This window comes from Aromatoleum sp., assembly GCF_032027225.1.
Taxonomy (GTDB): domain Bacteria; phylum Pseudomonadota; class Gammaproteobacteria; order Burkholderiales; family Rhodocyclaceae; genus Aromatoleum.
In genome coordinates, this window is sequence record NZ_JAVSMM010000002.1 from 1 (window position 1) to 25,688 (window position 25,688).

Here is a 25,688-nt window from a genome sequence, read left to right on the forward strand (position 1 = left end):
TATTGACGTAACTGAACAGAGCGTTCTGTTTGTGGTCGGTGCCACGCATCGAGATTATTGATTTGTTGATTCGAATGGAATTATATCAGCCCTGAAATACCCGCCAATACTAGGATTTATCGTAAATCAACACCCTGCTAAAGGGCTTGCAGGTAAAAGCAAAAGGGGGCAGACCCGCCGGGCTGTCCCCCTTCTTCCTTTTTAGTTGCGGCGGAAGGTACTCCGCTCTTCCGCCCCGCACATCAGTTGGATGACGCCGGCGCGGCATCACGCCGTGCGTCGCGGTCGGCGCGGTCGCTCTTGCGCTCGCGCTTCACTACGGTCTTCGTCACGCCGCCGGTGAGCGGGTCGACCTCGAGTTCCACGCGCTGCCCCTCGCGATCGGTCGCCTTCACCTCGTAACCGTCGCGCTCGCGCTCGATCTCGTCGATGTTGCCGTAGCCGGCGGCCTCGAGCTTGTCGTGGATCTGCGGGATCGACAGCCACTTGCTGTTCGCTTCGGCGGTCAAGGGCGCATTCTGCGCGATCGCCGGGGCGACAAGGACGCCTCCGGCGACGAGTCCGGTGGCGATGGCAAGGGCGGAAAGAAGGGTCTTTGCATTCATTGTGATCACTCCTGTAGTCGATGGTGGCCGGGTTTCGACCATGCAGCGATTCTGAGCAGCGGAGGGTGAACTCCCGGTGAATGTCCGCTTCACGCGGGGTTCAGCGGCCGGGGCGCTGAATTCGCCACATCTGCGGGGACGAGTTCTGGCAGCATCGCCACGCGGGCCATGGCCACGAGGGAACGGATGAATTCATTCAACAGGCGTACCGCCATCCGGATCGCGATCGTCAGCGGGCTCCTCGCTGCGGTCGCGAGTCCGATTGCATGGTTCGTCTCGCACACGAACGCCGAGCAGGCCACGGTATCGCTCGCGATGGAAGAGTCGCGGCGCCTCCTGCACTTGCACCATTTCGACGCCGCCGAGCTGAGCGGCCCCGACGCCACGGAGCAGGCCGGGAGGGCGGCTGACACGCTCGTCGGGGGGCTCTTCGACATCGCGGAAATCTACAACCGGCAGGGAGAAAAGCTCGCGTGGGCGATGACCGAGGATGGCGGGACGGTCGAAGCAGAGTTGCCGAACCACCCTCGGCCGGATTACGTCGCAGCCGGTTTCGAGAGCTTCCGGCTCGACGACAAGCGTTGGGCCTTGCGCGTTTTCGTACCGCTCGAAGGCGCGGCCGGCGGCGAGTCGGCGGGGATCGTCGGGTATTTCGAGGGCATCCGGGTCGTCCCGCCGTGGCAGCGCGATCAGATGCTCGCGAATGCGCTCAGCGCCGCGCTGATGGCCGGCCTCGCGTCGCTGTTGTGCGGCGCGGCCATCTATCCTGTCGTCGTGCGCCTGTCCGCGGACAACGAGCGCCAGGCGCGCGAAATCCTCGATTCGCACATCTCGATGATGGAAGCGCTCGGACGCGCGATCGCCAAGCGGGATTCCGAGACCGGCGCACACAACTTCCGTGTCGCCTGGATTGCCGCGCGCATCGGCGAACGTCTGGGCCTGCGAGGCAAGGCGATGCAGTCCCTGATCGTCGGAAGCTTTCTGCACGACATCGGCAAGATCAGCATCCCCGACGCGATTCTCCTCAAGCCCGACGAGCTCGACGCGAAGGAGTTCGAGATCATGCACACGCATGTCGCGCAAGGCGAGGAAATCGTCAGTGGCATCGGCTGGCTCGACGACGCGAACGCCGTGGTCGCCGCGCATCACGAAAAGTGGGACGGTTCGGGTTACCCGCGCGGTCTGTCGGGTGAAGCGATCCCCCTCGCCGCCCGCATCTTTTGCGTCGCCGACGTCTTCGACGCGCTCTGCTCCAAGCGCCCGTACAAGGAGCCGATGGGCTTCGAGGCGGCGATGGCGATCATGGAAAAGGACACCGGGAGCCATTTCGACCCCGGCGTGATGGCCGCCTTCCGGCCGCTTGCGCGGGAGCTGTTCGATCGGCTCGCGAAATGCAGCGAGGAGGACGCGCGGCGACTGCTGGAAGCGCGGGTTCGGGTGCATTTCGGGATTTATTAACCCGGCAAATTAATACAACCGTTCGCCCTGAGCTTGTCGAAGGGCGTTGACAGGGCTTCGACAAGCTCAACCCGAACGGTACTTAGCTGCCGGGTCAATAGTTTTTTTGTCGGGCAGGGCCAGTGTCACCCCATTTTTCCTGGGATGAAAGGGAAGCGCTCGTTGCCCCTTCGCGTACCTTGGATCGAATCGCCGAAACCATCCGGCCCCCTTTTCTACCTGCGTGTCGAGCGCGCTAGCCGGCGCGCGTACCGCTCATCGGGCAAGACTCCTTGTTACCATCCGTCCTGATTCCCGAGGAGACAGCCAAAATGAAATATCGATTCCTGAAAGTTGCCGCCTGCATCATGTTGTCGGGCGCCGCAATCGTCACCGCACCACTCGCCGCCGCCCAGTCGAACGTCTCGGCCGAAGCCGCCGATAGTGCCGCCGCCAAGGCGCTTCTTGAACGCGCCGCCGCGCGTTACCGTACCGATGGCGAGGGCGCGTTGGGGGCCTTCAGCCGTGCGGGTGAATTCCTTACCGACGATCTGTACGTCTATGTCCTCGGTCTGGACGGCGTCATGAAGGCGAGCGGCGGGCCGTCCGTTACGCTGGTCGGCAGGAACATCACCGATCTGAAGGATTCCGACGGTAAGTCCTTCATCCGCGAAATGCTCGAGGGTGCGAAGGCCAACGGCTCCGGCACCGTGAAATACCGCTGGCTCAATCGTCAGCATGGCAAGGTGGAGCAGAAGGTCGTCTATTACCAGACCGTCGGCGACAGCATCGTCGCGGTGGGCTATTACATCCCGTTCGCGTCGGCGGAACAGGCCAAGGCGATGCTCTGGCGGGCCGTGCACGAAATCAAGCAGGACCCGCAGGAAGCGATTCGCCGTTTCAACGATCTCAACGGCGGTTTCGTCCAGGACGATCTCTACGTTTTCGTCATCGGCGCGGACGACATGAAGATGTACGCACACGGCGCCCAGCCACGTGTGATCGGGAAATACGCCAGGGATCTGCGCGATGCCGCCGGAAAGCTGTTCGTCCAGGACATGCTGCGCCAGACCAAGGGCGACGATGTTGCAGCGGTTGAGTACCTCTGGCGCAATCCGGTCACCCAGAAGACGGCGAAGAAGACCACCTTCGCCAAACGGACGGGCAATTACATCGTCGGTGTCGGCGCCTATTCGGCGGAATGATCCCGGGGGCCCCGTCCGGGGCGTTCGTGCAGTCCTTGCGCGCGGGGGTTGACGGTCGCGGCGGAGTCCGTCGGATCTCATGATTTTCTCTATGTAGAGTCGCTGACCCTCGCGACGCGCGCTTCGTCGCTGAACGGTAGCTTGCGGGAGTTACCACCCTGCCACCGCGCACAGGAATTTCAGCGATGCTCCGCTCCCCGACGCTCCGCCCGGACGCCCTTCGCATCCGCCGCCCCCGGCTCCAGCTGGCGCTCGCCGCGGCGATCGGGCCGGCCCTGCCTGCGGCGGTTTTCGCCGCCGATGCGGTCCCGACGCTGGATCCGGTCGTCGTCACCGGAAGCCGGGTCGAGGCGCAGAGCTTCGATCTGCCGTTCTCGATCGACGTCGTCGAGATGGGCGAAGTGCAGGCCGGCAACCTCGGCGTCAATGCGTCGGAGGCGCTCGGGCGCGTGCCCGGCCTCGTCGTGCAGAACCGCCAGAACTACGCGCAGGACCTGCAGATCTCGATCCGCGGCTTCGGCAGCCGCGCGGCGTTCGGCGTGCGCGGCGTCAAGCTCATCGCCGACGGCATCCCGGCGAGCACGCCGGACGGCCAGGGGCAGGCGGCGACTTTCAACCTCGACACCGCCGAACGCATCGAAGTGATGCGCGGGCCGTTCTCGACCATCTACGGCAACCACGCGGGCGGCGTGATCCAGCTTTTTTCGCGTGACCCTTACGGGCCGCCAATGGTGCGCGGCGCCTTCCTCGCTGGCTCATGGGGAACGGCGAAGTTCGACGTCGGCGCCGAAGGCGAGAAGAACGGCATCGGCTATGTGCTCGACGCGTCGCGCTTCGACACCGACGGTTATCGCGACCACAGCTCGGCGACGCGCGACCAGCTCTTCGGAAAACTCCGCATCCGCCCGGACGAGGACAGCACGCTGACGCTGGTCGCCAGCGCCCTCGAGCAGGACGACACCGAGGACCCGCTCGGGCTGACGTGGGCGACGTACAAGCGCGATCCGCGCGCGGTCGAGGCCGTCGCCGAAACCTTCGACACACGCAAGAGCATCGACCACCGGCAGGCGGGCGGCACTTACGAACGCCGCTTCGGCGCCGGACGGCTGCAGCTGTCGGCCTACGGCGGCGAACGCAGCGTGATCCAGTACCTGTCGATTCCGCCCGGACCGCAGAACGGTCCGCGCCATTCGGGCGGCGTCGTCGACTTCGACCGTTCCTTTCACGGCGCCGGCGCGCGCTGGATCCACACGCTGCAAGCCGGGCCGGGCGAGCTGACGCTGACCGGCGGCGTCGACTTCGACCGCTCCGACGATGAGCGCAAGGGCTTCCAGAATTTTGTCGGGTCGACAGTTGGCGTCAAGGGCGCGCTCAAGCGCGACGAGACCGACACCGTGACGAGCCTCGACCCGTACGTGCAGGCGAACTGGGTCATCGACAAATGGACGCTGCAGGCCGGGCTGCGTCACAGCGAAGTCGAGTTCGAGGTCGACGACAAGTACATCGCCGCCGGCAATCCCGACGACAGCGGCGACATCACCTACCGCAAGACGACGCCCGCGCTCGGCCTCGTCTACCAGGTCAGCCCGGCGCTGAATCTCTACGCCAGCGCGGCGCGCGGCTTCGAGACGCCGACCCTGACCGAACTGTCGTACTCGGGCACCGGCGGCACCGGCGGCTTCAACTTCGGCCTGAAGCCGGCGACCAGCAAACAGGTTGAACTCGGCGCGAAGGCGTTCATCGGCGACAACACGCGCCTGAACGCGGCGGTCTTCCAGATCCGCACTGACGACGAACTCGTCGTCGAGAGCAACACCGGCGGCCGCGCGGTGTTCCGCAACGCCGCGAGCACGCTGCGCCGGGGCGTCGAGCTCGCGCTCGAATCGGATTTCTCGCGCCAGTGGCGCGGCCGCTTGTCGCTGACGCGGCTGCAGGCGACTTACGACAGTCCATTCACGACCGGCAACGGCCGGATCGACGACGGCAACCGCCTGCCAGGCATCCCTGCGCTGTCCGCCTTTGCCGAGCTCGAATGGAAGCCGCGCGACGGTCTCGCCGCGGCGGTCGAGACCTACTACCGCAGCAAGCTTTACGTCGAGGACACGAACACCGAGCGCGCCGCGCCGGCCTACACGCTCGTCAATCTGCGCCTCGCGGCCGAACAGAAATCCGGCGACTGGACCTTCGGGCAGCTCCTGCGTGTCGACAACCTGTTCGACCGCGAGCACATCGCGTCGGTGATCGTCGGCGATGGCAACGGTCGTTTCTACGAACCGGGGCCGACCCGCAGCCTCTACGTCGGCGCGCGCGCGAGCTACAGCTTCTGACTCACGCCGCCGGGCCGCGTGTCGCATCCCTCGCGCGAGGAAAGCCGATGAGCACACCGGATCACGACCGTCTGGACCGCATCGTCGCCGAGGCGAGGCGCGCGCGCGACGAGCGCGAACAGGGCTACCGCGAGCGCGCGCTGAAGATCCTGCCGTGGATCTGCGGCCGCTGCGCGCGCGAATTCACGCGCGAAAACCTGCATCAGCTGACCGTCCACCACCGCGACCACAACCACGACAACAACCCGGCCGACGGCAGCAACTGGGAGCTGCTGTGCGTGTACTGCCACGAGAACGAGCACGCGCGCGTGATCGACTCGGCGGGCCGCGGGAGCGCGCCGGACAGCGTCCCGCCCGCAACCCACCAGCCGTTCGCGGACCTCAGGGCGCGACTGAACGGCAAGGATTAGGCCGTCCGGAGAACCGAGCGGAGAAGGACCGGGGGAAACGATCCGACGACGACGTCGGGCAAGAACGTGGAGAAGGCCAAGGCGCTGGAAGTGGAAGGCTGGCCCTACCCGAAGCATCTCGCCGGCCGGGCCTACGGACTGGTGGTCCACGGCGACGTGGCGGGCATCGAAGAAACCCGGCGCGCGCTGTCGGACTGGCTGGACTGGATGGGACTCGTCGACGCCGGCCCCCAGTCCCGACTCGACCGCTACATCGGCTACTACGAATCCTATGCGCGGAGCCACGAGGTGCTGGACCGCGACGAGGCCGTCCAGGAGGAGGTCCGCAATGTCGCCCGGGCGGTCATCGAGGCGGTAAAGGCGCTGCGGGAAGGCCGGCTTTCCCGACCGGATGCCGGCTTGCGTCAGCCGCGGCCGAAATGAGCCGGCTGAAATGAGCCGGCTGTGATTCGGGCGGGCGATCACCGAGCCGCCGTCCCTTCGTGCGCATCAGCCTCACCGGCACGCAGCGGCCGGGGTCGTGATAGAGGCCGACGCAGTCGAGGCACTGGAAGCAGTCGTCGTAGCGGATCGCGCCGTCGGGCGTGATCGCGTCGTAGGCGCAGTGGTTGCGGCAGCGCTGGCAGGGTTTGCCGCATTCGCGGCGGCGCGGCAGCCAGCGCAGCGCGCGCAGCCGCCCGCCGACGACCATCGCCGCACCGAGCGGGCACAGGTAGCGGCAGAAGAACTTGTAGTAGACGGCGCCGAGCGCGAGCAGCAGCACCGCGTAGGCGACGAACGGCCACGCGCGGTCGAAGCCGACGGTGATCGCGGTCTTGAACGGCTCGACCTCGACGAGCGGCTCGGCGGCCTGCGGTGCGAACGCCGCGGCCGCGAGCAACACCACGAGCAGCGCGTAGCGCCCGCGGCCGAGTGCGCGCGCGAGCCACGGCGGCAGCCGGCGCGGGCGCACGCCGAGCACCGCGCCGAGCCGCGCGGCGAATTCCTGCAGCGCGCCGAACGGGCACAGCCAGCCGCAAAAGGTCCCCCGCCCCCAGACGACGAAGCTCGCGAGCGTGAACGCGATGACGAGGAGCGATATCGGGTCGTACAGGAAGCTGCCGAGCCCCTGCCCCGCGGCGAGCATCTTCACCACCCCGGTGAGCTGCACGATCGACAACTGCCCCTGCGCGTACCAGCCGAGGTAGCCGAGCGTGAAAGCGAGGAACGCGAGCCGGAACGCGCGCAGCCGACGCGGCGAGACGCTGAGCCAGCGCGGACGCGCGAGCACCGCGGCGAGCAGCACGAGCACGGCGCCGATGACTGCGAGTTCGCTGCTCCGTGCTTGCCAGGCGAGCAGCCATTCGGGCGGCGGGGACGGCGGCCGCGCGAGCCACGCCTCGGGCGCCTGGTAGCGGAGCTCGACGTCGCGGCGAGTGATTTCCGGCAGGATCGCGCCGCGCTGGCGCACCAGCGTCAGCGCGAAATCCTGCGGACCTCCCGGGTCGATGCCGGCGAGCGGCGCGGTCTTGAGCACGAGCGCGGCGTTCAACGGCGGTGCGCCGGGTGGCACGGGCGGATCGAGGTCGGCGTCGCGCAGTTCGAAAGGCACGCCGCCCTGCCGCAGTGCGAGCCGTGCCGGCGCGGTGCCGCGCACGAAATCCTCGTCGAGAAAGGCGCCGCGCCCGGCGGTCGCCACCCACCACGCCTGCTGGCCCGGTTCGAGCACGCGCCGCAATTCGTCGAAGCCCGCGTCGCCGAGGATCGCGCGGCCAATGCTCGGCGCGTTGAGCCACGCGACGTAGATCTCGACGAATTCGTCGTCGAGCGCCGCGAGGGCGTCGGCGTCGAGCCCGGCCGCGTCGCTGTCGGCGAAGAGCGCCTCAGCGTCGCGGTTCGACACCCGGCGGCGCGCGATCGCGCCGCTGTCGAGCAGCTCGTCGAAACTGCGGCGTTCGTAGTGGTCCTCGCGTGCGGTGGCGGCAGGACCGGACGCGCTCGCGGCGGCGAACCCGAGGCGCGCCCGCGCGACCGCGACCGCCGCGGAGAGCACCGTCTGATTGACGATGCGCACCGACGCGGTCGCCTTCGTCACGCCATCGAGCACGGTCTGCCCGCCCCCGCTCCCGGCGCCCGATTGCCCGTAGCGGGTCGACACCGTGATCGGGTCGCGCAGGTTGCGGCTCGCATACTGACGGACGAATTCCTGCAGCGGAGCCTCGCCGAGCCCGCCGACGAACACCGGCTCGTGCTGGCTCAGCACTTCGACGCTGATGAAGTTGCCGCGCGGATCGACGACGATCAGCAAGTTGATCGGCGTGCCTTCGAAGCCCGGGATCGGCGCGATATCGACCGACTCGAAAACCCAGCCGACCGGCCCGTCGTCGGGGGCGAGTTCGCTGCTGATCGGCCATGCGGGCACGTCGGCCGCCTTGTCGCCAACTCGAAGCGGCGGCGCGAACCGCCGTTCGAGATCGGCGCGGCTCAATTCGCCCGCGGCCGAAGGCGTCGGCAAGACCGCGCAGACGAACGCCAGCAACGCAGTCAGCACGACGTCGATCCGGCCGACGCGTGTGCGCGAGACAAGGTTTGCGACGCGCCGCCACGACGCCGGACGGCGCGCGCCCGTCACAGCGCGATGAGCCCGCTGCGCACCGCGATCAGCGCGAGCTCGGCGGCGTTCGCCGCGTTGAGCTTCTGCTTGATGTGATAGAGGTGGGTTCCCACCGTGCTCGCGCTGAGCTTGTGCGTGGTGGCGACCTGATTCACCGAATGACCTTGCGCGAGTTGCAGGAAGACCGCGAATTCGCGGTCGGTCAGCACATCGGCGGGATCGCCGCCGCCAAATCGGGCGAGCGCGAGGCGCGGCGCGAGTTCCGGGTCGATATAGCGGTGACCGTGCCCGACCTGGGCGACGGCGCGGACGAGTTCCTGCGGCTGCGCGCGTTTGGACAGGTAGCCGGTCGCGCCGACGCGCAACGCCCGCAGCGGGATCTGCGCGTCGTCGTGCGCCGACAGCATCAGCACGCGCGCGTCCGGCGTATGCGCGAGCAGGCGTTCGAGCGCCGCGAGGCCGCCGATGCCCGGCATCGAAACGTCCATCAGCAGCGCGTCCGGCCGCAGCCGCGCGAACTCCGCGAGGGCGGCCTCACCGCTCGCCGCCTCACCGATCACCTCGGCGCCGGCGCCTTCGAGCAGCATCCTGAACCCCATGCGGACGACCGCGTGGTCGTCGGCGAGCACGAGCCGGAGGTTTTCAAGCGTACAGGCCATCGGAGCTCTCCTTGAAGGACCGGGTTTGCGGCAAGCGCACGCGCACGTGCAGTCCGCCGCCGAGGGGCGTATCGAGTTGGAGTTCGCCATGCAGTTCGGCGACGCGCTCGCGCATCCCGGCGAGGCCGAAGCGCCCGCGTCCGGCTTCCTGCGCGAGACCGCGCCCGTTGTCGCGCACGTCGAGCGCTATCGCGTCGCCGTCGAAGCGAAGGCGCACTTCGACGGCGGACGCTTGCGAGTGGCGCGCGACGTTGGTGAGGCTTTCCTGCAGCAGTCGCAGCACCGCGACGCTTGCCGCCTCGCCCGGCGGCACGTCCGGACGCGCGGCGTCGCAATCGATGCGGATTTGCGGGTGATGGGTCGCCCACTGCCGGCAGTAGTCGCCCACCGCGACGTCGAGCCGGCCATCGCCGCCGGCGCCCGCGGGGCGCAGGCGCTGCAGGATCGCGCGCACGCCGTCCTGCAACTGCCCGGTCATCGCGAGAATCGCCTGCGCCGGACCGTGGATGTGCGGCGCGTCGTCGCAGCGTTGCAGGATCGCGCCCGACAACGCGCGCACGGCGGCAATGCCTTGCCCGAGTTCGTCGTGGAGTTCGCGCGCGATCAGGCGCCGCTCCTCGGTCAGCCGCTCGCGCAGCGCATTGGCGAAAGCCTGATCCTGTTCGAGCCGGACATTGCGCGCTTCGGAGTCGTCGAGCCGCTCGGCAAGCCGGTTGTAGCTGGCCGCGAGGCGGTCGAGCTCGGCCACGCGGTAACTCGGCAGCCGCCGGTCGAAATGGCCTTCCGCGCCGCGCGCGAGCGCCGCGTCGATTTGCCCGAGCGGTGCGAGCGCGCGGTTCAAGGCCACACGCGACGCGAACGCTACCAGCAGCAGCGCCGCACCCGCCCAGCCGAGACCCGCGACGAGATCGTCCCAGGCATCGAGGGCCGCGCGAGAGGTGTCCGGGCGTAGCACCAGTTGGCGGTCGCCGGCGTCGAAGCGGCGCAGCGGCAGCGCGGGCGAGACCAGGTCGGCGAACCAGGCCGGCGCGAATCGCCCGGCCTTGTACGTCGGCTCCGGCGAGATATAGAGCGGCTCGCCCTGCGGGCCGACGACCTCCAGCTGATTCGCGCGTAGGCGGCCGACGGCGCGCAGATGCGCCATCAGCCGGCGCGGCCCGTCGGCCTCGTCGCGCAGCGTCTCGGCGACCAGCACGTTGAGCCATTGCTCGGCGACGCGGCTCGCGGCCTCGACTTCCTCGCCGATCGCGCGGCGCGTCTCGCCGACCCACCACGCCGTGCCGAGCGCCGAAGCCACTACGAGTGCGCCGCCGAGCACGAGACCGACGCGCGCGCGCAGTCCGAACGCGCGGCGCCTCATCGGTCGGCTCCGCGGGCGCGACAGCCCATCCGGTCGCCGCTTCGCCGGGTGGTCGGCCGGCCGGGCCAGTCGCATACCCGTCGCGCGAAGCGCCGGGTGATTCGCCGACGGAGGCGGCCGATGGTCCTACACCGCGGCAAGGACCACGTCCGGGTCGACGTCGGCGTCACGCTCGGCAGTCCGATGTCCGACCCGCAATTCAAATGCGATTGCATCGTGTCTCCTCCGGGGCGATGCGTCGCCCTCGATCGTTTATCGCCGATCAGGTGCAATGTTCGTGCCATCGAGTACCGCGGCGGCGCCGGGACGACGCCGGATGCCGCTGCTCCGAAACGGAACAGTTGCTGCCAATCGGTACAGAGGATCGCGAGACGACGTCGTGAAATTCGTGGGTTTTCGCCGCCCGCCACATGGCACAGCGCTTGCGAAAGTCCGGGAAATCCGCGTGTCGTCAGCGATCCGGGTTCGAACAGAACGATCAAAACCGAAAGGAGGAGTTATGGAGCAGATCGGGAAGCGCGCACGCCTGCAAGGCGCCCTCAGCGTGCTGGCGCTCGCCGTCGCGGGCCTCGGCAACGTCCAGGCGAAGGAAGTCACCGACGCGGACATCCTCAACGACGAGACCGTCACGACCGACGTCGTCACCTACGGTCTCGGGACGAAGGGCCAGCGTTTCAGCCCGCTGAGCCAGGTCAATACCTCGACGGTCAAGGATCTCGTCCCCGTCTGGTCGTTCTCGTTCGGCGGCGAAAAGCAGCGCGGCCAGCAGGCGCAGCCGATCGTCCATGACGGCAAGATGTTCGTCACGGCCTCCTACAGCCGCATCTTCGCGCTCGACGTGAAGACCGGCGCGAAGCTTTGGAAGTACGAGCACCGTCTGCCCGACGGCATCATGCCGTGCTGCGACGTGGTCAACCGCGGCGCCGCGATCTACGGCGACCTCGTGATCTTCGGCACGCTCGATGCGCAGCTCGTCGCGCTGAACAAGGACACCGGCAAGGTCGTCTGGAAGGAGAAGATCGAGGACTACAAGGCCGGCTATTCCTTCACCGCCGCGCCGCAGATCGTCAAGGGCATGGTCATCACCGGCAACTCCGGCGGCGAGTTCGGCATTGTCGGACGCGTCGACGCGCGCGATGCGAAGACCGGCAAGCTCGTCTGGACGCGCCCGGTCGTCGAAGGCCACATGGGCTACAAGTACGACAAGGACGGCAAGCAGGTCGAGAACGGCATCTCCGGCACGACCAACGCGACCTGGCCTGGCGACCTGTGGAAGACCGGCGGCGCGGCGCCGTGGCTGTCGGCGTACTACGACGCCGAAACCAACCTGATCTTCATCGGCACGGGCAACCCTTCGCCGTGGAACAGCTGGCTGCGCCCCGGCGACAACCTGTACTCGTCGTCGACGGTCGCGATCAACCCGGACACCGGCAAGATCGTCTGGCACTACCAGACGACGCCGCACGATGGCTGGGATTACGACGGTGTCAACGAATTCGTCGCGTTCGACTACAAGGACCCGAAGAACGGCAAGACCATCAAGGCCGGCGGCAAGGCCGACCGCAACGGCTTCTTCTTCGTCAATGACCGCACCAACGGCAAGCTGCTCAACGCGTTCCCGTTCGTGAATCAGATCGACTGGGCGAAGGGCATCGACCTGAAGACCGGGCGCCCGATCTACGACGACGCGAAGCGCCCCGGCAACCCCTTCACCGAAGGCGGCGGCGACGGCAAGAAGGGCACGACGGTCCTCAACGCGCCGTCCTTCCTCGGCGGCAAGAACCAGATGCCGATGGCGTACAGCCCGAAGACCGGCTACTTCTACGTGCCCGCCAACGAATGGGCGATGGACATCTGGAACGAGCCGGTCTCGTACAAGCGCGGCGCGGCCTACCTCGGCGCCGGCTTCACGATCAAGCCGCTCAACGAGGACTACATCGGCGCGCTGCGCGCGGTCGATCCGGTCAGCGGCAAGATCGTCTGGGAAGTGAAGAACAACGCGCCGCTGTGGGGCGGCGTGCTGACGACCGGCGGCAACCTCGTGTTCTACGGCACGCCCGAAGGCTATTTGAAGGCGGTCGACGCGACCAGCGGCAAGGAGATCTGGCAGTTCCAGACCGGCTCCGGAATCATCGCCCCGCCGATCACCTGGGACGACAACGGCGAGCAGTACGTCGCCGTCGTATCGGGCTGGGGTGGCGCGGTGCCGCTGTGGGGCGGCGACGTCGCCAAGCGCGTGAACTTCCTCGAACAGGGCGGTTCGGTGTGGGTGTTCAAGCTGCACAAGTCCTGACCGTTGGGGCGTGCGGCGCCACGACGTGCCGCACGCCTCGGCCCCTTGGGCACCCGCTGATCAGCCCGACAATGGAACACGCGCCATCGTTTGGCCGGATCTTGCCGAACCGCGCTCGGGGAACCGGGCTTCGACAAGCTCGGCCCGAACGGATCTGGGAAGCCGGCTTGATAGCGACTCCCTTTCAACGACTCCTTCAACAACTCCCTTTCGCCCCCCTCTCCGCGGCCGTGCGGCGCGGCGAACCGACGCCCTCAAATCCTGCAACCGAGGAACCCAAGTGAAGACACCGCTCCTGAAACCGCTTCTCGCCGTCGCGCTCGCCGGCCTCGCGACCCAGGCCGCCCTCGCCGCCGACCGGGCGACGCCGCGCGAGGCGCGCGTGCTGTTCGAGCAGGCGGTGAAGTACATGGAAGCCAACGGCCCGGAGCGCGCCTTCGCGGCGTTCAACGACCGCAACGGCCAGTTCGTGCGCAAGGATCTCTACGTGTTCGTGATCGACGACAAGGGGGTCTACCAGGCGAGCGGCGCCGCGCCCGAAGCGCTCGTCGGCCTGGCCGTGCTCAACACCACCGACGCGGCCGGCAACCCGCTGTTCCGCGAAATGATCGACACGACGCGGGCGACGCAGGAAGGTACCGTGCGCTACATGTGGCTCAACCGCACGACGAACAAGGTCGAGCCCAAGGTTACTCAGGTGCGCAAGGTCGGCCAGTACGTCGTCGGAGTCGGCTATTCCGCACCGCGCGCAAGCGCGGACGACGCGAAGGCGATGCTCGCGCGCGCGGTCGAGCTCACCCGCACCGACGGTCCGGCGAAGGCGATCAACGCGTTCAACGACCGCCGCGGATCTTTCGTCCGCGACGACCTGTACGTGTTCATGGTCAATCTCGACAGCGGGCGTTTCGAGGCGATGGGCATGAATCCGTCGCTCGCCGACACCGACGCGCGCGGGCTCGTCGACGCCGAAGGCCACGCGCTGGTCGCCGAGATGATCGACAAGCTGAAGAACGCCGACGAAGCGACCGTGGACTACGTGTGGCGCAACCCGGTCACCAACCGCGTCGAGAAGAAGCGCTCCTACGTGCGGCGCGAAGGCGGCTCGCTGATCGGCGTCGGCCACTATCTCGAGTAAGAGTCGTCAGGGGTTTCGGCATGGGACGGCAAACCGCGGCACGCTTCGTCGGACGGACGCTGCTACGGCTGCTCGCGGTGATCGTCGCAGTCGCGTTCGCGGCGCCGCCCGCCGGTGCCTGGACGAGTTCGAGCCGCGCGTTCGGCGTCGACATCCGGGTCGAAGGCGACGGCTGGGGCAGCGCCACGCGCGAGGAAGTCCAAACCCTGCTCCAGGCCGTCGCCGACGAACTCGTCGACGGCCCGAACCCGGTGTTCGCGCATCCCGTCGTCGTCACGCAGGGCGGCGACGCCCCGGTCGCGCTGTTCGCACCGGGGCCCGCCGGCGAGCATCGCGTCCGCGTTTCCGCGCACGACCGGGCCTGGGCGCAGTACGCGTACCAGTTCGGCCACGAGCTGTGTCACGTGATGGCGGGCCACACCGCGCACGCCGCAGCCGACCCGGCGCGCCGGCGTCATCAGTGGTTCGAAGAGGCGCTGTGCGAAGCGGCCGGGCTTTACGCGCTGCGCAGCATGGCCGCGCGGTGGCGCGACGACGCGCCCTATCCAGCTTGGGAGGACTACGCGCCGGTGCTGGCCGCCTACGTGGAGCGCCTCCTCGCCGAGCCTCATCGCCAGCTCCCCGCCGGCCAATCGGCGGCGCAGTGGCTGAATACGCATCTCCACGCGCTGCGCGACGATCCGTACCGGCGCGCGGACAACGAGGTCGTCGCGAACCTGTTGCTCCAGCGCTTAGAAGCGTCGCCGGAACACTGGGGCGCGCTCTATGCGCTCAATCGTCACGAACCCGGGCAGGTGCGCGACCTCGGTGACTACCTCCTGCAATGGCGCGAGCACGCCCCCACCGAACACCGCGCATTCGTCGCCGAACTCGCCGGCTTGCTGGGGTTCGGCGACGAAGCCGCGCCGAGCGCACAGCGGCCGCTGGAACGGCTGGCGGCGTATATGCCCGCCGCGCGCGCGACGCTCAACCCGGCCAATTAGAACAAGCGTTCGCCTAGAGCTCGCCGAAGAGCGTTGGCAGGGCTTCGACAAGCTCAGCCCGAACGGTATTTAGCTGCCGGGTTAACAAGACACGACGAGCGGCGGGCCTGCGGGGCGGCGGGCCTGCGGGGCGGCGGGCCTGCGGGGCTGCGGGGGTGCGGGCTGCGGGGTGCGGGGTGCGGGCTGCGGGCTGCGGCGTTTCAGTGAAATGCTTTCGGACCACAGCGACCCGGAATGAATCGGGCACGCCCCTTGCCGGGCGCCCGGATTCAGTGAAACCCTTCCGCCCACCGACCGAAGGTGCGGCCCTCGTCCGTCACGTCGTGTCAGTGGAACCCTTCCGGGTCGCGATCGGCCATTGCGTTGCGCAACCGGATTTCGATCGCGAGCCGCTCGACGTAGCGATCGAGGTCGCGGTCGCCGACCGTGCTCGACCGCGGCCCTTCTTCGCCGGGCCGATCGCCCGGACGCCCGAATACGCCGGCGCCCTGCCTGAGTTCTCTGCCCTCTTCGATCGCCTTCGCCTGTGCATCGAAGTCGCTGTCGTCGACCGCCGTCGCCGCCGCAACCGCCAGCGGGGCGGCAAACAGCGCGGAGGTGATGAGCGCGAGGGCTTTGGATCGTGCGTTCATGTCCGTCTCCCGGATCTGTCCGCTCCCTGCAACCGTCGGCGCCGTTTCTGTGCCGCGCGTCCCTGCTCCCAATATAGGCCCGCTGCCCCGCCCTCGCCGCGGCGGACCCTCGCGGATCGGCGTCAGCCGCAGGCGAAGGCCGACGCTCGAACTATCCACCGCAAACCAAATACCGTTCGGGCTGAGCCTGTCGAAGCCCGGCCGATGCGCTCGACAGGCTCCGGGCGAACGGCTGCACTCGATTGCCTCCGAATAACCTCAAATCCGCCGACGGCCAATACCGCTTCGGTCCGCCCGACCTAGGCTCGATCGATCACCCCAGGGGCGGAATCGGAGAGGATTTCGTCGCGGAACTCGGGCGGAATGTCCTCGGGGGACAGCTGCGCGGCCTCGTCGCCGATCAGCGCGAGGATCAGGCGCAGCTGGTTGCGCAGTTCGCGCACATTGCCCGGCCAGTGATGGCGCCGCAGCAGCACGAGGGTTTCCCGCGCGACGTGGATCGGCCGCTCCGGCATTGCGTCGTGGACCAGTTGCTGCACGAGCGCGTCGAAGTCCGTGCGCTCGCGCACCGGCGGGAGGCTCAGGATGCGACCGCCGCCGGCTTCGAAGGCGCTCGCGTGAAAGCGTCCAGCACGCTGCGCTTCCGCGACCGGAGCGCGCGGCACGCCGACGACGCGCGCGGGAAGCCGGCGGCGGCCGTCGAAGAGCCGCGCCTGCAGCGGGATCGGCAACGCGTCGACGTCCACGAGAAACAGGATGCCGTCGCCGGCCCGCGCCCATGCGAGTTCGAGCGCCTCTTCGCCCGCGGTGCCGGGAGGTAGCGTCCCGCAGTCGAGGCCGACGAGCGGAGCGTCCGGCGGCGCGCGGTGGTCGGCGTGAAATGCTCGTGCAAGGTACGCCCTGCCGGTGCCCATCTCGCCTTCGAAGAGCAGCGGCGCGTTGCCGGCCGCGCACTCCCTGAGCGTCGCGACCGTCTCTCCGATCCGCGCGTCGCCGAGGACCATCGCGCCGAGCCGCGAAGCGTCGGGGGCCGTTGCCGCCGGCCTCTCGCTGCCGTCACTGCGGCGTCGTCGCCCGAGTCGGGCGCGCGCGATGAACGGGCGCCCGAGGACGCCCTGCAGCGCGAACGGAGCATCCGCGTCCTGCGCGGCGCGATCGAGCAGAACGGACCAGGATGTCGCGAAGCAGGTCTCGCAGGTCGCGGACGGCCGCTCGGCGGAAAGTTCGAGCCAGGCGCGCGCCCGCCGGTTGCTCGCGACGAGCCGGCGGGATTCGTCGAAGACCGCCACCGCGTGCAAGGCATCGGCGAGCGCGTCGTGCCGCGTGTGGAAGTGCAGCGTCAGGAAGCCCCCGTCGAAGTATTCGAGCAGGCGGTACTCGATCAGCTCCGCCGTCGTGCACAGCAGCGCGCGGGCATGGGAGAGGTCGTCGCGAGCGTCCGACGACACGTCGAGGATGCCGAGGATCCCGCCCGCCGGTGCGAGGATCGGCGTCGCGACGCAGGTGAGAATGCGGTTGCGTTCGAGGTAGTGTTGCCCGCCCTGCACCGTCGTCACCGCTCCGGTCTGCAGTGCGGTGCCGATCGCGTTGGTGCCCATCCGGGCCTCGGTCCAATCGACGCCGGGGCGCAGCGCGACCGAGGAGGCGCGGTCGAGAAACTCGGTCTGCCCGAGCGCGCTCAGGATCGTCCCGTCGCGATCGGCGAGGATCACCGTCGACGAAGCGCTTCCGATCTGCCGGTACAGCCCCTCGATCATCGGACGCGACAGCGCCATCAGCCGCCCATTTGCGGCGAGCCGGTCGGCCAGCTCGCCACGGACGAGCGCGGTGTCGTCGAGCGGCTCGTCCGCCCGCAGCCCCTGCCCGCGGCAGCGCTCCCATGACGCGGCGAGCGTCTGCGGCAGCGAAAGCGGCGAAGGCGGAACGGGGGGCGAAGGGGCTTGCGTCATGCGGACGCGTCAAGCAGGAACCATTCCGTTCCCCTTCGCCCCGTGCATGGTCGCGCGCGAGCCCTAGGGGCAGCGGCTTGCGCGTACGGGCGCCGCCCGGCCCCCGCCGCTCGGCCCTTTTCCGGCCGCCCCGCGCAGTGTCTCGTTTCGGCGCAGATGTGCCCTTCTTGAGCGGCGCGGCGCGAGGCAGTCGCTCGGCCGATCGGATATGCGACGAGCACCTCTTCGGCCCGGAAACCCGCGCGGCGTCTGGACACTCGGTGCGCCCGAAAGAAGCGACGCGGCGCTGGCACGCGGCGTGCGGACGGCCCTGCGACGCAAGGGCGTTTTCAACAAACACAGGAGACAGGTCGATGATCTACGAGATGCCGGGCACCGCGGGTGCCAAGTTCCAGTTCAAATCGCGCTACGACAATTTCATCGGCGGCAAGTGGGTCGCGCCGGTGCGCGGCCAGTATTTCGACAATCTCACGCCGATCAGCGGCAAGCCGTTCTGCCAGGTCGCGCGCTCGAGCGCGGAAGATATCGAGCTCGCGCTCGACGCCGCGCACGCCGCTGCCGACAAGTGGGGCCGCACTTCGGCCGCCGACCGCGCGAACATCCTGCTGAAGATCGCCGACCGCCTCGAAGCCAACCTCGAACTGCTCGCCTACGTCGAAACGGTCGACAACGGCAAGGCGATCCGCGAGACGCTCAACGCCGACATCCCGCTCGCCGTCGACCACTTCCGCTACTTCGCCGGCTGCCTGCGGGCGCAGGAAGGCGGCATCAGCGAGATCGACGAGCACACCGTCGCGTACCACTTCCACGAGCCGCTCGGCGTCGTCGGCCAGATCATCCCGTGGAACTTCCCGATCCTGATGGCCGCGTGGAAGCTCGCGCCGGCGATCGGTGCGGGCAACTGCGTCGTGCTGAAGCCGGCCGAATCGACCCCGGTCAGCATCCTCGTGCTGGCCGAGCTGATCGCCGACCTGCTGCCACCGGGGGTGCTCAACGTCGTCAATGGCTTCGGCGGCGAAGCCGGGATGCCGCTCGCGACCAGCAAGCGCATCGCGAAGGTCGCCTTCACCGGCTCCACCGCGACGGGTCGCGTGATCGCACAGGCGGCGGCGCAGAACCTGATCCCCGCGACGCTGGAACTCGGCGGCAAGTCGCCCAACATCTTCTTCGCCGACATCGCCAACGCCGACGACGCGCTATTCGACAAGGCGGTCGAAGGCATGGTGCTCTTCGCGTTCAACCAGGGCGAAGTGTGCACCTGCCCGTCGCGCGCGCTGATCCAGGAGTCGATGTACGACCGCTTCATGGACCGCGTGCTCGCGCGCGTGAAGGCGATCAAGCAGGGCAACCCGCTCGACACCGAGACGATGATGGGCGCGCAGGCCTCGACCGCGCAGATGAACAAGATCCTGTCCTACCTCGACGTCGGCCGCGAGGAAGGCGCGCAACTGCTGATCGGCGGCGACCGCGCGCATCTCGGCGGCGCACTCGCGGAGGGCTATTACATCCAGCCGACGCTGTTCAAGGGCCACAACAAGATGCGCATCTTCCAGGAGGAGATCTTCGGGCCGGTGCTCGCGGTGACCACCTTCAGGGACGAAGCCGAAGCGCTCGAGATCGCGAACGACACCCCGTACGGGCTCGGCGCCGGCGTGTGGTCGCGCGACGGCAGCGTCGCGTACCGCATGGGCCGCGCGATCAAGGCCGGGCGCGTGTGGACGAACTGCTACCACGCCTACCCCGCCCACGCGACCTTCGGCGGCTACAAGGAATCCGGCATCGGCCGCGAAACGCACAAGATGATGCTCGACCACTACCAGCAGACGAAGAACCTGCTCGTCAGCTACAGCCCGAACGCGCTCGGCTTCTTCTGAACCCCGCGCACCGCCGGGCCGGCCCCCTGTCGCGTCGGCCCGGCGCGGAGTTTCTTCGCACCGTCCCTCCTCTACCCCCCGGGCGAGCTTGCGGGCGGCTTCGGCCGCCCGTTTTTTTTTGCAGCGCCGGCGTTCGCGCACGACGCCGACGATGCGCCCGGCGCGACCGCAGCACCGCCGATTGGAGATGACGCAGAAATCTCGACGCGCCGGCCGGCGACGGATCGACCGAATGCCCGATTGTTCGTCGGCGGCGAGTTTCCGCCGCCCGCGCCGACTGTCACGTTTTTGAACAGGTGTCCCATAACTGGCACACGCTGTGCCTCCGGCCCGCGGATTCCTTGTGCTGCGGCCGGCCGGCCCGGTTCATGCTTCTCCTGGCCTACCGGCGCGCCCGACGCCGGACAACGACAACGATGGAGACACGGGCATGAATGCCTGGCTTGCGCGCATCCTGATGCTCGCGCTGCTGCTCGCGCCGTTCGTATCGCCGGCCGGCGCGGCCGACCCGGCGACGATCCGCATCGGCGTCCTGCAATACGGCACCGTGAGCTGGGAGCTCGAAGTGATGCAGCGCATGGGGCTCGCCGAGCGCGAAGGCGTGCGGCTCGAGATCGTCCCGCTGGCGCTGAAGGACGCGGCGAGCGTCGCGATCCAGGGCGGCGCCGTCGATGTCGTCGTCAATGACTGGATCTGGGTCGCGCGGCAGCGTGCCGAAGGGCGCGACTTCGCGTTCGTGCCCTACTCGCGCGCGATCGGCAGCGTGATGGTGCGCCCCGACGCCGGCGTGCGTTCGCTCGCCGACCTGCGCGGCAAGCGCCTCGGCGTCGCCGGCGGCGCACTCGACAAGAGCTGGCTGCTGCTGCGCGCGCATGCGCGCCGCACGCTCGGCGAAGATGCCGCGCAACTCGTCAAACCCGACTTCGGCGCCCCGCCGCTGCTCAACGCGCTGATGCTCAAGGGCGAATTGCCGGCGGTGCTCAACTTCTGGCACTACGCGGCGCGGCTGCAGGCGGCCGGGATGCGCGAGCTGCTCGGCCTCGACGAGATCCTGCGTTCGCTCGGGGTCGAAGGCGATCTGCCGATGCTCGGCTGGGTGTTCCGCGACGAATGGGCCTCGCGCAACCGCGCGGCGCTCGAAGGCTTCCTCCGCGCCTCCGCTCGCGCGAAGCAGCTGATGCGCGAATCGGACGCGGTCTGGGAAGAGCTGCGGCCGATGACGCGTGCGGAGGACGACGCGACGCTCGCCGCGCTGCGGCAGGGTTTCCGCGACGGAATCCCGGGCGCCGACCGCGCGCAGGCCGAGCGCAACGCCCAGCGCGTGTTCCACATCCTCGCCGACGAAGGCGGCGCGGAACTCGTCGGTCCCGCGACCTCGCTGCCCACGGGCACCTTCTGGCACGGGACCGGGCAGTGAAGATCGCCGATCAGGGCGCGATGTTGCCGCTGCCGGAGTCGCGCAAGAATGCCTCGTCTAAGGCGTGGATGCCGAGCGGCGACGGCTGGCTGCGCGTCGCGTCGCTGCTCGCCTTCGTCGCGCTGTGGCAGGTCGCCGCCGCGTGGCTCGCGAGCCCCGCGCTGCCCGCACCCGCGGCCGTGTTCGGCCGTGTCATCGACGAAACCCGGTCGCTCGCGCTGCCGTTCCATCTCGCGATCACGCTCGGGCGCGTCGCGGTGAGCTTTGTGCTCGCGATGGCGATCGGCACCTTGATCGGCATCGCGATGGGCCGCTGGAAGCGGCTCGACCTGCTGCTCGACGGCTGGCTGGTGCTCGGGCTCAACATCCCGGCCCTGGTCACGATCATCCTGTGCTACGTGTGGTTCGGACTCAACGACACGGCGGCGATCGTCGCGGTCGCGGTGAACAAGATCCCGACGGTCATCGTGACGGTGCGCGAAGGCGCGCGCGCCGTCGACCGCCGCCTGATGCAGGTCGCACACGCCTACCGCCTGCCGCGCGGGCGCACGCTGACCCAGGTCTATCTGCCGCAGCTCTATCCCTACCTGATGGCGGCCGCGCGCACCGGGCTGTCGCTGATCTGGAAGATCGTGCTGGTCGTCGAACTGCTCGGCCGCAGCAATGGCATCGGCTTTCAGCTCAACCTGTTCTTCCAGTTCTTCGACATCGCGGGCATCCTCGCCTACACGCTGGTCTTCGCCGGGATCGTGCTGATCGTCGAAGCGGCGGGTCTTCGACCGCTCGAGCGGCGCCTGACACGGTGGCGGGGGTGACACGGATGCTTGAAATCGCAATCGGAAGAAAATCCTTCGCCGACCGCGGCGGCCGGCCCCACGTCGCGCTGGCGGGGCTCGACCTGAATGCGGCGCCGGGGGAATTCGTCTGCATCGTCGGCCCGTCGGGATGCGGCAAGACGACGCTGCTGAACGTCGTCGGCGGGCTCGACGGCGACGTCGAGGGACGCGTCAGCCTCGCCGGCGCGCCGCTCGGCGACGGCACCGGCTTCATGTTCCAGGAGCCGCGCCTGATGCCGTGGCTCACGGTGCTCGAAAACGTCACGCTGGTCGCCGGTCCGTCGGCGGCGGCGCAGCAACGTGCACGCGAACTGCTCGTCGCGATGGGACTGGGCGAAGTGATGGACGCCTTCCCCGGGCATCTATCGGGCGGGATGCAGCGGCGCGTCGCGCTCGCCCGCGCCTTCGTCATCGAGCCCAAGCTGCTGCTGATGGACGAGCCCTTCGTGTCGCTCGACGTGCCGACCGCGGACCGGCTGCGCGCGATGCTCGTCGAACTGTGGCAGCGCTGCCGCTGCACGGTGCTCTTCGTCACGCACGACCTCCACGAAGCGCTCGCCCTCGCCGACCGCGTGTGCTTCCTGTCCGCGGCGCCCGGCCGCGTCGTCCTCGAAGTCCCCGTCACCTTGCCGCGACCGCGCCTGCCCGCCGACCCCGCGGTGCAGGCTCTGCACGCAGCGCTGCTCGCGCAACACCCGCAACTGCTCGCCGGCCTCGCGCAACCGGCGCACGACGAGTTTGCGATCGACGACGGGGGCCGCCGATGACCGACTTGAACGCCGGATCGAAAGCCGTCGCGACAGCCGAAGCGGCCGGGAACCGCCTCGCGACAGCCGAAGCGGCCGGGAACCGCCTCGCGGAAGCCGAAGCCCTGCTGCGCCTCGACGACGTGCGCAAGTCCTACGGCGCACGCGAAGCGCTGCGGGGCGTGAGCCTGCACGTCTCGCGCGGCGAGTTCGTCGCGCTGCTCGGACCGAACGGCGCCGGCAAGAGCACGCTGTTCCAGTTGCTGACCGGGCTCTTCAACGCCGACTCGGGGCAGATCCGCATCGCCGGGCACGACATTCGCGACGAGCCGGTCGCGGCGCTCGCGGCGATCGGCGTCGTGTTCCAGCAGCCGACGCTCGACCTCGACCTCGGCGTCGCGGCGAACCTGAAATTCCACGCGAACCTGCACGGTCTCGGCGGCCGCCGCGCGCGCGAACGCATCGGCGACGCACTCGCCCGCCTCGGCCTCGCCGAGCGCGCGAGCGACCCCGTGCGCGAGCTGAGCGGCGGCAACCGGCGCAAGGTCGAGCTCGCACGCGCCCTGGTGCACGAACCCGCGGTGCTGCTGATGGACGAGGCAACGGTCGGGCTCGACCCGGCGTCGCGCCGCCAGTTGCTCGACGAAGTGCTGGCGCTGCGGGCACGCGGCGTCGGCGTGCTGTGGGCGACCCACCTCGTCGACGAGGCGGAGGCGGCCGACCGCGTGATCGTGCTGCACAAGGGGAGCGTCGTCGCCCAAGGCCGCCCGGCGGAACTCGCCGGCGCCGCGGGCAAGCCGACGCTCGCCGAAGCCTTCCTCGAAATCACCGGCGCGAGCGCCGACTGAACCCTTCAACCCAACGCATGCTTGCCGTCGCGACAGGAGATCGACCGTAATGCGCTTTCGCACCGTGTTCGCAGCACTGACCCTCGCACTCGCCGCCGCGTCGGCCGGCGCGAAGAGCACCGGCTACGTCTTCGTCAGCAGCGAGAACGACAACGCGGTGACCGTGATCGACGGCCGGACCTGGCAGGTCGTGAAGGCGATCCCGACCGGCAAGCGTCCGCGCGACATGAAGCTGAGCCCGGACCGCACGGCGCTGTACGTGATCGCGAGCGACGCGAACCGCATCGACGTCATCGACATTGCGCAGCTCAAGGTCTCCCACAGCATTCCCGTCGGCGAGGACCCCGAGATGTTCGATCTCGGCGCCGACGGCAAGCGCCTGTACGTGTCGCACGAGGAGGACGCGCAGGTCTCGGTGATCGACATCGCGACCCGCAAGCCGGCGGCGCAGATCGAGGTCGGCGAAGAGCCGGAAGGCGTCCGGCTGAGCCCGGACGGGCGCCGGCTGTACGTCACGTCCGAGGTCGCGAACATGGTCCACGTGATCGACACCGCGAGCCTCAAGATTCTCGCCAACGTCGTCGTCGCTAACCGGCCGCGGCGCTTCGCGATGACGCCCGACGGCGGCGAAGTGTGGGTCACGAGCGAGCTCGGCGGACAGGTGACAGTGCTCGACGGCGCGACCAACAAGGTCAAGGCCACGATCGCCTTCACCCCGAAGGGCTTTCGTGCCGACGACGTGACGCCGGTCGGCATCACGATGACGCGCGACGGCAAGACGGCCTTCGTCACGCTCGGCCGCGCGAACCACGTCGCGGTCGTCGACGTCCCGGCGCGCAAGGTGCAGGACTACGTGCTGGTCGGCAATCGCGCGTGGGGCGCGACGCTGAACCGCGACGAGAGCCTGCTCCTCGTCGCCAACGGCCTGTCCGACGACATCTCGGTGGTCGACACCCGCACGCACAAGGTACTGCGCTCGGTCGCGGTCGGCCGCGTGCCGCACAGCGTCGTGATCGATGACTGAGCGACGACCGATGAGAACGCGGATGCAACCGACGACGCTCGCGCGACGCTTCTTCAGCGGCCCGTTCGGCCGCCGGCTCGCGGGGCTGTTCCTCGCGCTCGGCGTCGCGACGGCCGCGAGCGCCGCGACGACCCGCATCGCCGTCCTCGAAGTCGAACCCGACGCGCGCTACGACGAAACCCGCCTCTTCTTCCGCGGCCTCGCGCAGCCGCTCGGCCGTCCGTTCGCCGGCGCCGAAGTGGCGCTGCGCGAAGCGCGCTTCGTGGGCCAAGCGGTCGGCACGGAGTTCGCGCTGGAACGGGTTTCGGGCGGGGACGCCAGTGCGCTCGTCGCGGCGGTCGAGCGCCTCGCGAAGGACGGCGTGCGCTTCTTCCTGATCGATGCCCCCGCCCCGGTCGTCGCCGACGTGTCGAAGGCCGTGCGCGGCCGCGAGCTGCTGCTGTTCAACGTCTCCGCACCGGACGACGCGCTGCGGCAGGAGCAGTGCCAGCCGAACCTGCTGCACACGCTGCCGAACGACGCGATGCGCGCGGACGCGTTGGCGCAGTTCCTCGTGTCGAAGAAGTGGCGGTCAGTATTGCTGCTCGAAGGGCCGAAGCCCGAAGACCGGCTGCTCGCAGCGGCCTTCGAGCGTTCGGCAAAGCGCTTCGGGCTGAAGATCGCCGAGCGCCGGCCGTTCGTGCTGAGCAACGATCCGCGCCAGCGCGACCAGGGCAACGTCGCGCTGCTGACCGCCGGCCCGGACCACGACGTCGTCTTCGTCGCCGACTCCGATGGCGAGTTCGCGCGCAGCGTGCCGTACCGCACCGTGCGCCCGCGCCCCGTCGTCGGCAGCGAAGGGCTCGTCGCGACCGCGTGGCACTGGTCGTGGGAGCGCCACGGCGCGCCGCAGCTCAACGCGCGGCTGGAAAAGCAGGCGGCGCGGCGGATGGCGGCTCCCGACTGGGCCGCGTGGATGGCGGTCAAGACCGTCGTCGAGGCCGTCGTCCGCACGCAGAACGCGCCCTTCCCGGCGCTCGCGAAATACATCAAGGGCGAGGACATCACGCTCGACGGCTTCAAGGGCAGCCGCCTCGGTTTCCGCCCGTGGGACAACCAGTTGCGCCAGCCGATGCTGCTCGCGACGCACAACGCGGTCATCGAACGCGCGCCGATCGCGGGCTTTCTGCACCCGACGCAGAACCTGGACACGCTCGGCTTCGACCGCCGCGACAGCCGCTGCGCGTTCTGATGCCGCGGATCGGGGAAGCGTCTTCCGCGATGGCCCCTTTCCCCGCTGTCCCTTTCGCGGCCATTCGTCTCCCCGCTGTCGCTTTCGCGGCCATCCCTTTTCCGGCCACCCCCTTGCCGCTGCG

21 protein-coding genes are annotated in these 25,688 nt (G+C 68.9%); 15 read left to right on the forward strand and 6 right to left on the reverse strand.

The window, feature by feature from the left end; all coding sequences use genetic code 11:
* Window positions 1-242 precede the first annotated feature (242 nt).
* A complete protein-coding gene (locus tag ROZ37_RS03300; RefSeq protein ID WP_312657506.1) occupies window positions 243-605 on the reverse strand; it encodes a PepSY domain-containing protein in 363 nt (120 codons plus the stop codon).
* 186 nt (window positions 606-791) lie between these two features.
* Between ROZ37_RS03300 and ROZ37_RS03305 the strand changes: the two genes are divergently transcribed.
* From ROZ37_RS03305 to ROZ37_RS03325, 5 genes are all read left to right on the forward strand, one after another.
* Window positions 792-2,063 carry an HD-GYP domain-containing protein gene (locus tag ROZ37_RS03305; protein WP_312657509.1) on the forward strand — a complete coding sequence of 424 codons (1,272 nt, stop codon included), beginning with the start codon at window positions 792-794 and terminating at the stop codon, window positions 2,061-2,063.
* Between the two features lie 311 nt (window positions 2,064-2,374).
* Window positions 2,375-3,247, forward strand: coding sequence for a cache domain-containing protein (locus tag ROZ37_RS03310; RefSeq protein WP_312657510.1), 873 nt, complete (start codon window positions 2,375-2,377; stop codon window positions 3,245-3,247).
* Window positions 3,248-3,432: 185 nt separating this feature from the next.
* A complete protein-coding gene (locus tag ROZ37_RS03315) occupies window positions 3,433-5,574 on the forward strand; it encodes a TonB-dependent receptor (protein WP_312657512.1) in 2,142 nt (713 codons plus the stop codon).
* 47 nt (window positions 5,575-5,621) lie between these two features.
* Entirely contained in the window at window positions 5,622-5,984 is a 363-nt protein-coding gene (locus tag ROZ37_RS03320) for a YajD family HNH nuclease (RefSeq protein ID WP_312657514.1), read from the forward strand.
* A 66-nt stretch (window positions 5,985-6,050) separates the two neighbouring features.
* On the forward strand, window positions 6,051-6,407 hold the full coding sequence (locus ROZ37_RS03325) for a hypothetical protein (RefSeq protein ID WP_312657515.1): 357 nt from the start codon (window positions 6,051-6,053) through the stop codon (window positions 6,405-6,407).
* On the opposite strand, the gene ROZ37_RS03330 is transcribed toward ROZ37_RS03325, so the two are convergent.
* The 3 genes from ROZ37_RS03330 to ROZ37_RS03340 form a co-directional block, all read right to left on the reverse strand.
* A complete protein-coding gene (locus tag ROZ37_RS03330) occupies window positions 6,328-8,514 on the reverse strand; it encodes a 4Fe-4S binding protein (protein WP_312657516.1) in 2,187 nt (728 codons plus the stop codon). The two genes, ROZ37_RS03325 and ROZ37_RS03330, sit on opposite strands and share 80 nt — an antisense overlap.
* Before the next feature lie 77 nt (window positions 8,515-8,591).
* The gene (locus ROZ37_RS03335) at window positions 8,592-9,236 is read right to left on the reverse strand and encodes a response regulator transcription factor (RefSeq protein ID WP_312657518.1); all 645 of its coding nucleotides are present in this window, start codon (window positions 9,234-9,236) and stop codon (window positions 8,592-8,594) included.
* Window positions 9,220-10,596, reverse strand: a complete 1,377-nt coding sequence (locus ROZ37_RS03340) for a sensor histidine kinase (RefSeq protein ID WP_312657520.1) — start codon at window positions 10,594-10,596, stop codon at window positions 9,220-9,222. Before ROZ37_RS03340 ends, ROZ37_RS03335 begins: the two co-directional genes overlap by 17 nt.
* A gap of 499 nt (window positions 10,597-11,095) precedes the next feature.
* Here ROZ37_RS03340 and ROZ37_RS03345 point away from each other — a divergent pair, with 499 nt between their 5' ends.
* The 3 genes from ROZ37_RS03345 to ROZ37_RS03355 all read left to right on the forward strand — a co-directional run bounded on the left by ROZ37_RS03345 (window position 11,096) and on the right by ROZ37_RS03355 (window position 15,007).
* A complete protein-coding gene (locus ROZ37_RS03345) occupies window positions 11,096-12,889 on the forward strand; it encodes a methanol/ethanol family PQQ-dependent dehydrogenase (RefSeq protein ID WP_312657521.1) in 1,794 nt (597 codons plus the stop codon).
* 280 nt (window positions 12,890-13,169) lie between these two features.
* Complete coding sequence (locus tag ROZ37_RS03350; RefSeq protein WP_312657522.1) at window positions 13,170-14,024, forward strand: cache domain-containing protein; 855 nt, start codon at window positions 13,170-13,172, stop codon at window positions 14,022-14,024.
* Between the two features lie 20 nt (window positions 14,025-14,044).
* Window positions 14,045-15,007 carry a hypothetical protein gene (locus tag ROZ37_RS03355; protein ID WP_312657523.1) on the forward strand — a complete coding sequence of 321 codons (963 nt, stop codon included), beginning with the start codon at window positions 14,045-14,047 and terminating at the stop codon, window positions 15,005-15,007.
* Window positions 15,008-15,333: 326 nt separating this feature from the next.
* On the opposite strand, the gene ROZ37_RS03360 is transcribed toward ROZ37_RS03355, so the two are convergent.
* Together ROZ37_RS03360 and ROZ37_RS03365 are read right to left on the reverse strand one after the other, a co-directional pair.
* Window positions 15,334-15,639: a hypothetical protein gene (locus ROZ37_RS03360; RefSeq protein ID WP_312657526.1), complete on the reverse strand. Its 306-nt coding sequence runs from the start codon at window positions 15,637-15,639 to the stop codon at window positions 15,334-15,336.
* A 299-nt stretch (window positions 15,640-15,938) separates the two neighbouring features.
* A complete protein-coding gene (locus tag ROZ37_RS03365; RefSeq protein WP_312657527.1) occupies window positions 15,939-17,588 on the reverse strand; it encodes a GAF domain-containing protein in 1,650 nt (549 codons plus the stop codon).
* 353 nt (window positions 17,589-17,941) lie between these two features.
* On the opposite strand from ROZ37_RS03365, the gene adh reads away from it, so the two are divergent.
* From adh to ROZ37_RS03400, 7 genes are all read left to right on the forward strand, one after another.
* Complete coding sequence (gene adh / locus ROZ37_RS03370) at window positions 17,942-19,462, forward strand: aldehyde dehydrogenase (protein WP_312657529.1); 1,521 nt, start codon at window positions 17,942-17,944, stop codon at window positions 19,460-19,462.
* Window positions 19,463-19,892: 430 nt separating this feature from the next.
* Complete coding sequence (locus ROZ37_RS03375) at window positions 19,893-20,879, forward strand: ABC transporter substrate-binding protein (protein WP_312657531.1); 987 nt, start codon at window positions 19,893-19,895, stop codon at window positions 20,877-20,879.
* A 68-nt stretch (window positions 20,880-20,947) separates the two neighbouring features.
* A complete protein-coding gene (locus tag ROZ37_RS03380) occupies window positions 20,948-21,694 on the forward strand; it encodes an ABC transporter permease (RefSeq protein WP_409449927.1) in 747 nt (248 codons plus the stop codon).
* 5 nt (window positions 21,695-21,699) lie between these two features.
* Window positions 21,700-22,482, forward strand: coding sequence for an ABC transporter ATP-binding protein (locus ROZ37_RS03385; RefSeq protein ID WP_312657533.1), 783 nt, complete (start codon window positions 21,700-21,702; stop codon window positions 22,480-22,482).
* Entirely contained in the window at window positions 22,479-23,309 is an 831-nt protein-coding gene (locus tag ROZ37_RS03390) for an ABC transporter ATP-binding protein (protein WP_312657535.1), read from the forward strand. The genes ROZ37_RS03385 and ROZ37_RS03390 overlap by 4 nt, the downstream gene beginning before the upstream one ends.
* Window positions 23,310-23,358: 49 nt before the next feature.
* The gene (locus tag ROZ37_RS03395; protein WP_312657536.1) at window positions 23,359-24,333 is read left to right on the forward strand and encodes a PQQ-dependent catabolism-associated beta-propeller protein; all 975 of its coding nucleotides are present in this window, start codon (window positions 23,359-23,361) and stop codon (window positions 24,331-24,333) included.
* A gap of 22 nt (window positions 24,334-24,355) precedes the next feature.
* On the forward strand, window positions 24,356-25,564 hold the full coding sequence (locus ROZ37_RS03400; RefSeq protein WP_312657537.1) for an ABC transporter substrate-binding protein: 1,209 nt from the start codon (window positions 24,356-24,358) through the stop codon (window positions 25,562-25,564).
* The last annotated feature ends 124 nt before the right edge of the window (window positions 25,565-25,688 follow it).

Excerpts from the sequence above, each read along its gene's own strand:
- ROZ37_RS03360 (WP_312657526.1), bottom strand. The coding sequence starts at position 15,639 with ATGAACGCACGATCCAAAGCCCTCGCGCTCATCACCTCCGCGCTGTTT.
- ROZ37_RS03400 (WP_312657537.1), top strand. The coding sequence starts at position 24,356 with ATGCAACCGACGACGCTCGCGCGACGCTTCTTCAGCGGCCCGTTCGGC.
- ROZ37_RS03385 (WP_312657533.1), top strand. The coding sequence starts at position 21,700 with ATGCTTGAAATCGCAATCGGAAGAAAATCCTTCGCCGACCGCGGCGGC.
- ROZ37_RS03335 (WP_312657518.1), bottom strand. The coding sequence starts at position 9,236 with ATGGCCTGTACGCTTGAAAACCTCCGGCTCGTGCTCGCCGACGACCAC.
- ROZ37_RS03380 (WP_409449927.1), top strand. The coding sequence starts at position 20,948 with ATGCCGAGCGGCGACGGCTGGCTGCGCGTCGCGTCGCTGCTCGCCTTC.
- adh (WP_312657529.1), top strand. The coding sequence starts at position 17,942 with ATGATCTACGAGATGCCGGGCACCGCGGGTGCCAAGTTCCAGTTCAAA.
- ROZ37_RS03300 (WP_312657506.1), bottom strand. The coding sequence starts at position 605 with ATGAATGCAAAGACCCTTCTTTCCGCCCTTGCCATCGCCACCGGACTC.
- ROZ37_RS03390 (WP_312657535.1), top strand. The coding sequence starts at position 22,479 with ATGACCGACTTGAACGCCGGATCGAAAGCCGTCGCGACAGCCGAAGCG.
- ROZ37_RS03365 (WP_312657527.1), bottom strand. The coding sequence starts at position 17,588 with ATGACGCAAGCCCCTTCGCCCCCCGTTCCGCCTTCGCCGCTTTCGCTG.
- ROZ37_RS03345 (WP_312657521.1), top strand. The coding sequence starts at position 11,096 with ATGGAGCAGATCGGGAAGCGCGCACGCCTGCAAGGCGCCCTCAGCGTG.
- ROZ37_RS03305 (WP_312657509.1), top strand. The coding sequence starts at position 792 with ATGAATTCATTCAACAGGCGTACCGCCATCCGGATCGCGATCGTCAGC.
- ROZ37_RS03315 (WP_312657512.1), top strand. The coding sequence starts at position 3,433 with ATGCTCCGCTCCCCGACGCTCCGCCCGGACGCCCTTCGCATCCGCCGC.
- ROZ37_RS03320 (WP_312657514.1), top strand. The coding sequence starts at position 5,622 with ATGAGCACACCGGATCACGACCGTCTGGACCGCATCGTCGCCGAGGCG.
- ROZ37_RS03340 (WP_312657520.1), bottom strand. The coding sequence starts at position 10,596 with ATGAGGCGCCGCGCGTTCGGACTGCGCGCGCGCGTCGGTCTCGTGCTC.
- ROZ37_RS03355 (WP_312657523.1), top strand. The coding sequence starts at position 14,045 with ATGGGACGGCAAACCGCGGCACGCTTCGTCGGACGGACGCTGCTACGG.
- ROZ37_RS03375 (WP_312657531.1), top strand. The coding sequence starts at position 19,893 with ATGAATGCCTGGCTTGCGCGCATCCTGATGCTCGCGCTGCTGCTCGCG.
- ROZ37_RS03310 (WP_312657510.1), top strand. The coding sequence starts at position 2,375 with ATGAAATATCGATTCCTGAAAGTTGCCGCCTGCATCATGTTGTCGGGC.
- ROZ37_RS03395 (WP_312657536.1), top strand. The coding sequence starts at position 23,359 with ATGCGCTTTCGCACCGTGTTCGCAGCACTGACCCTCGCACTCGCCGCC.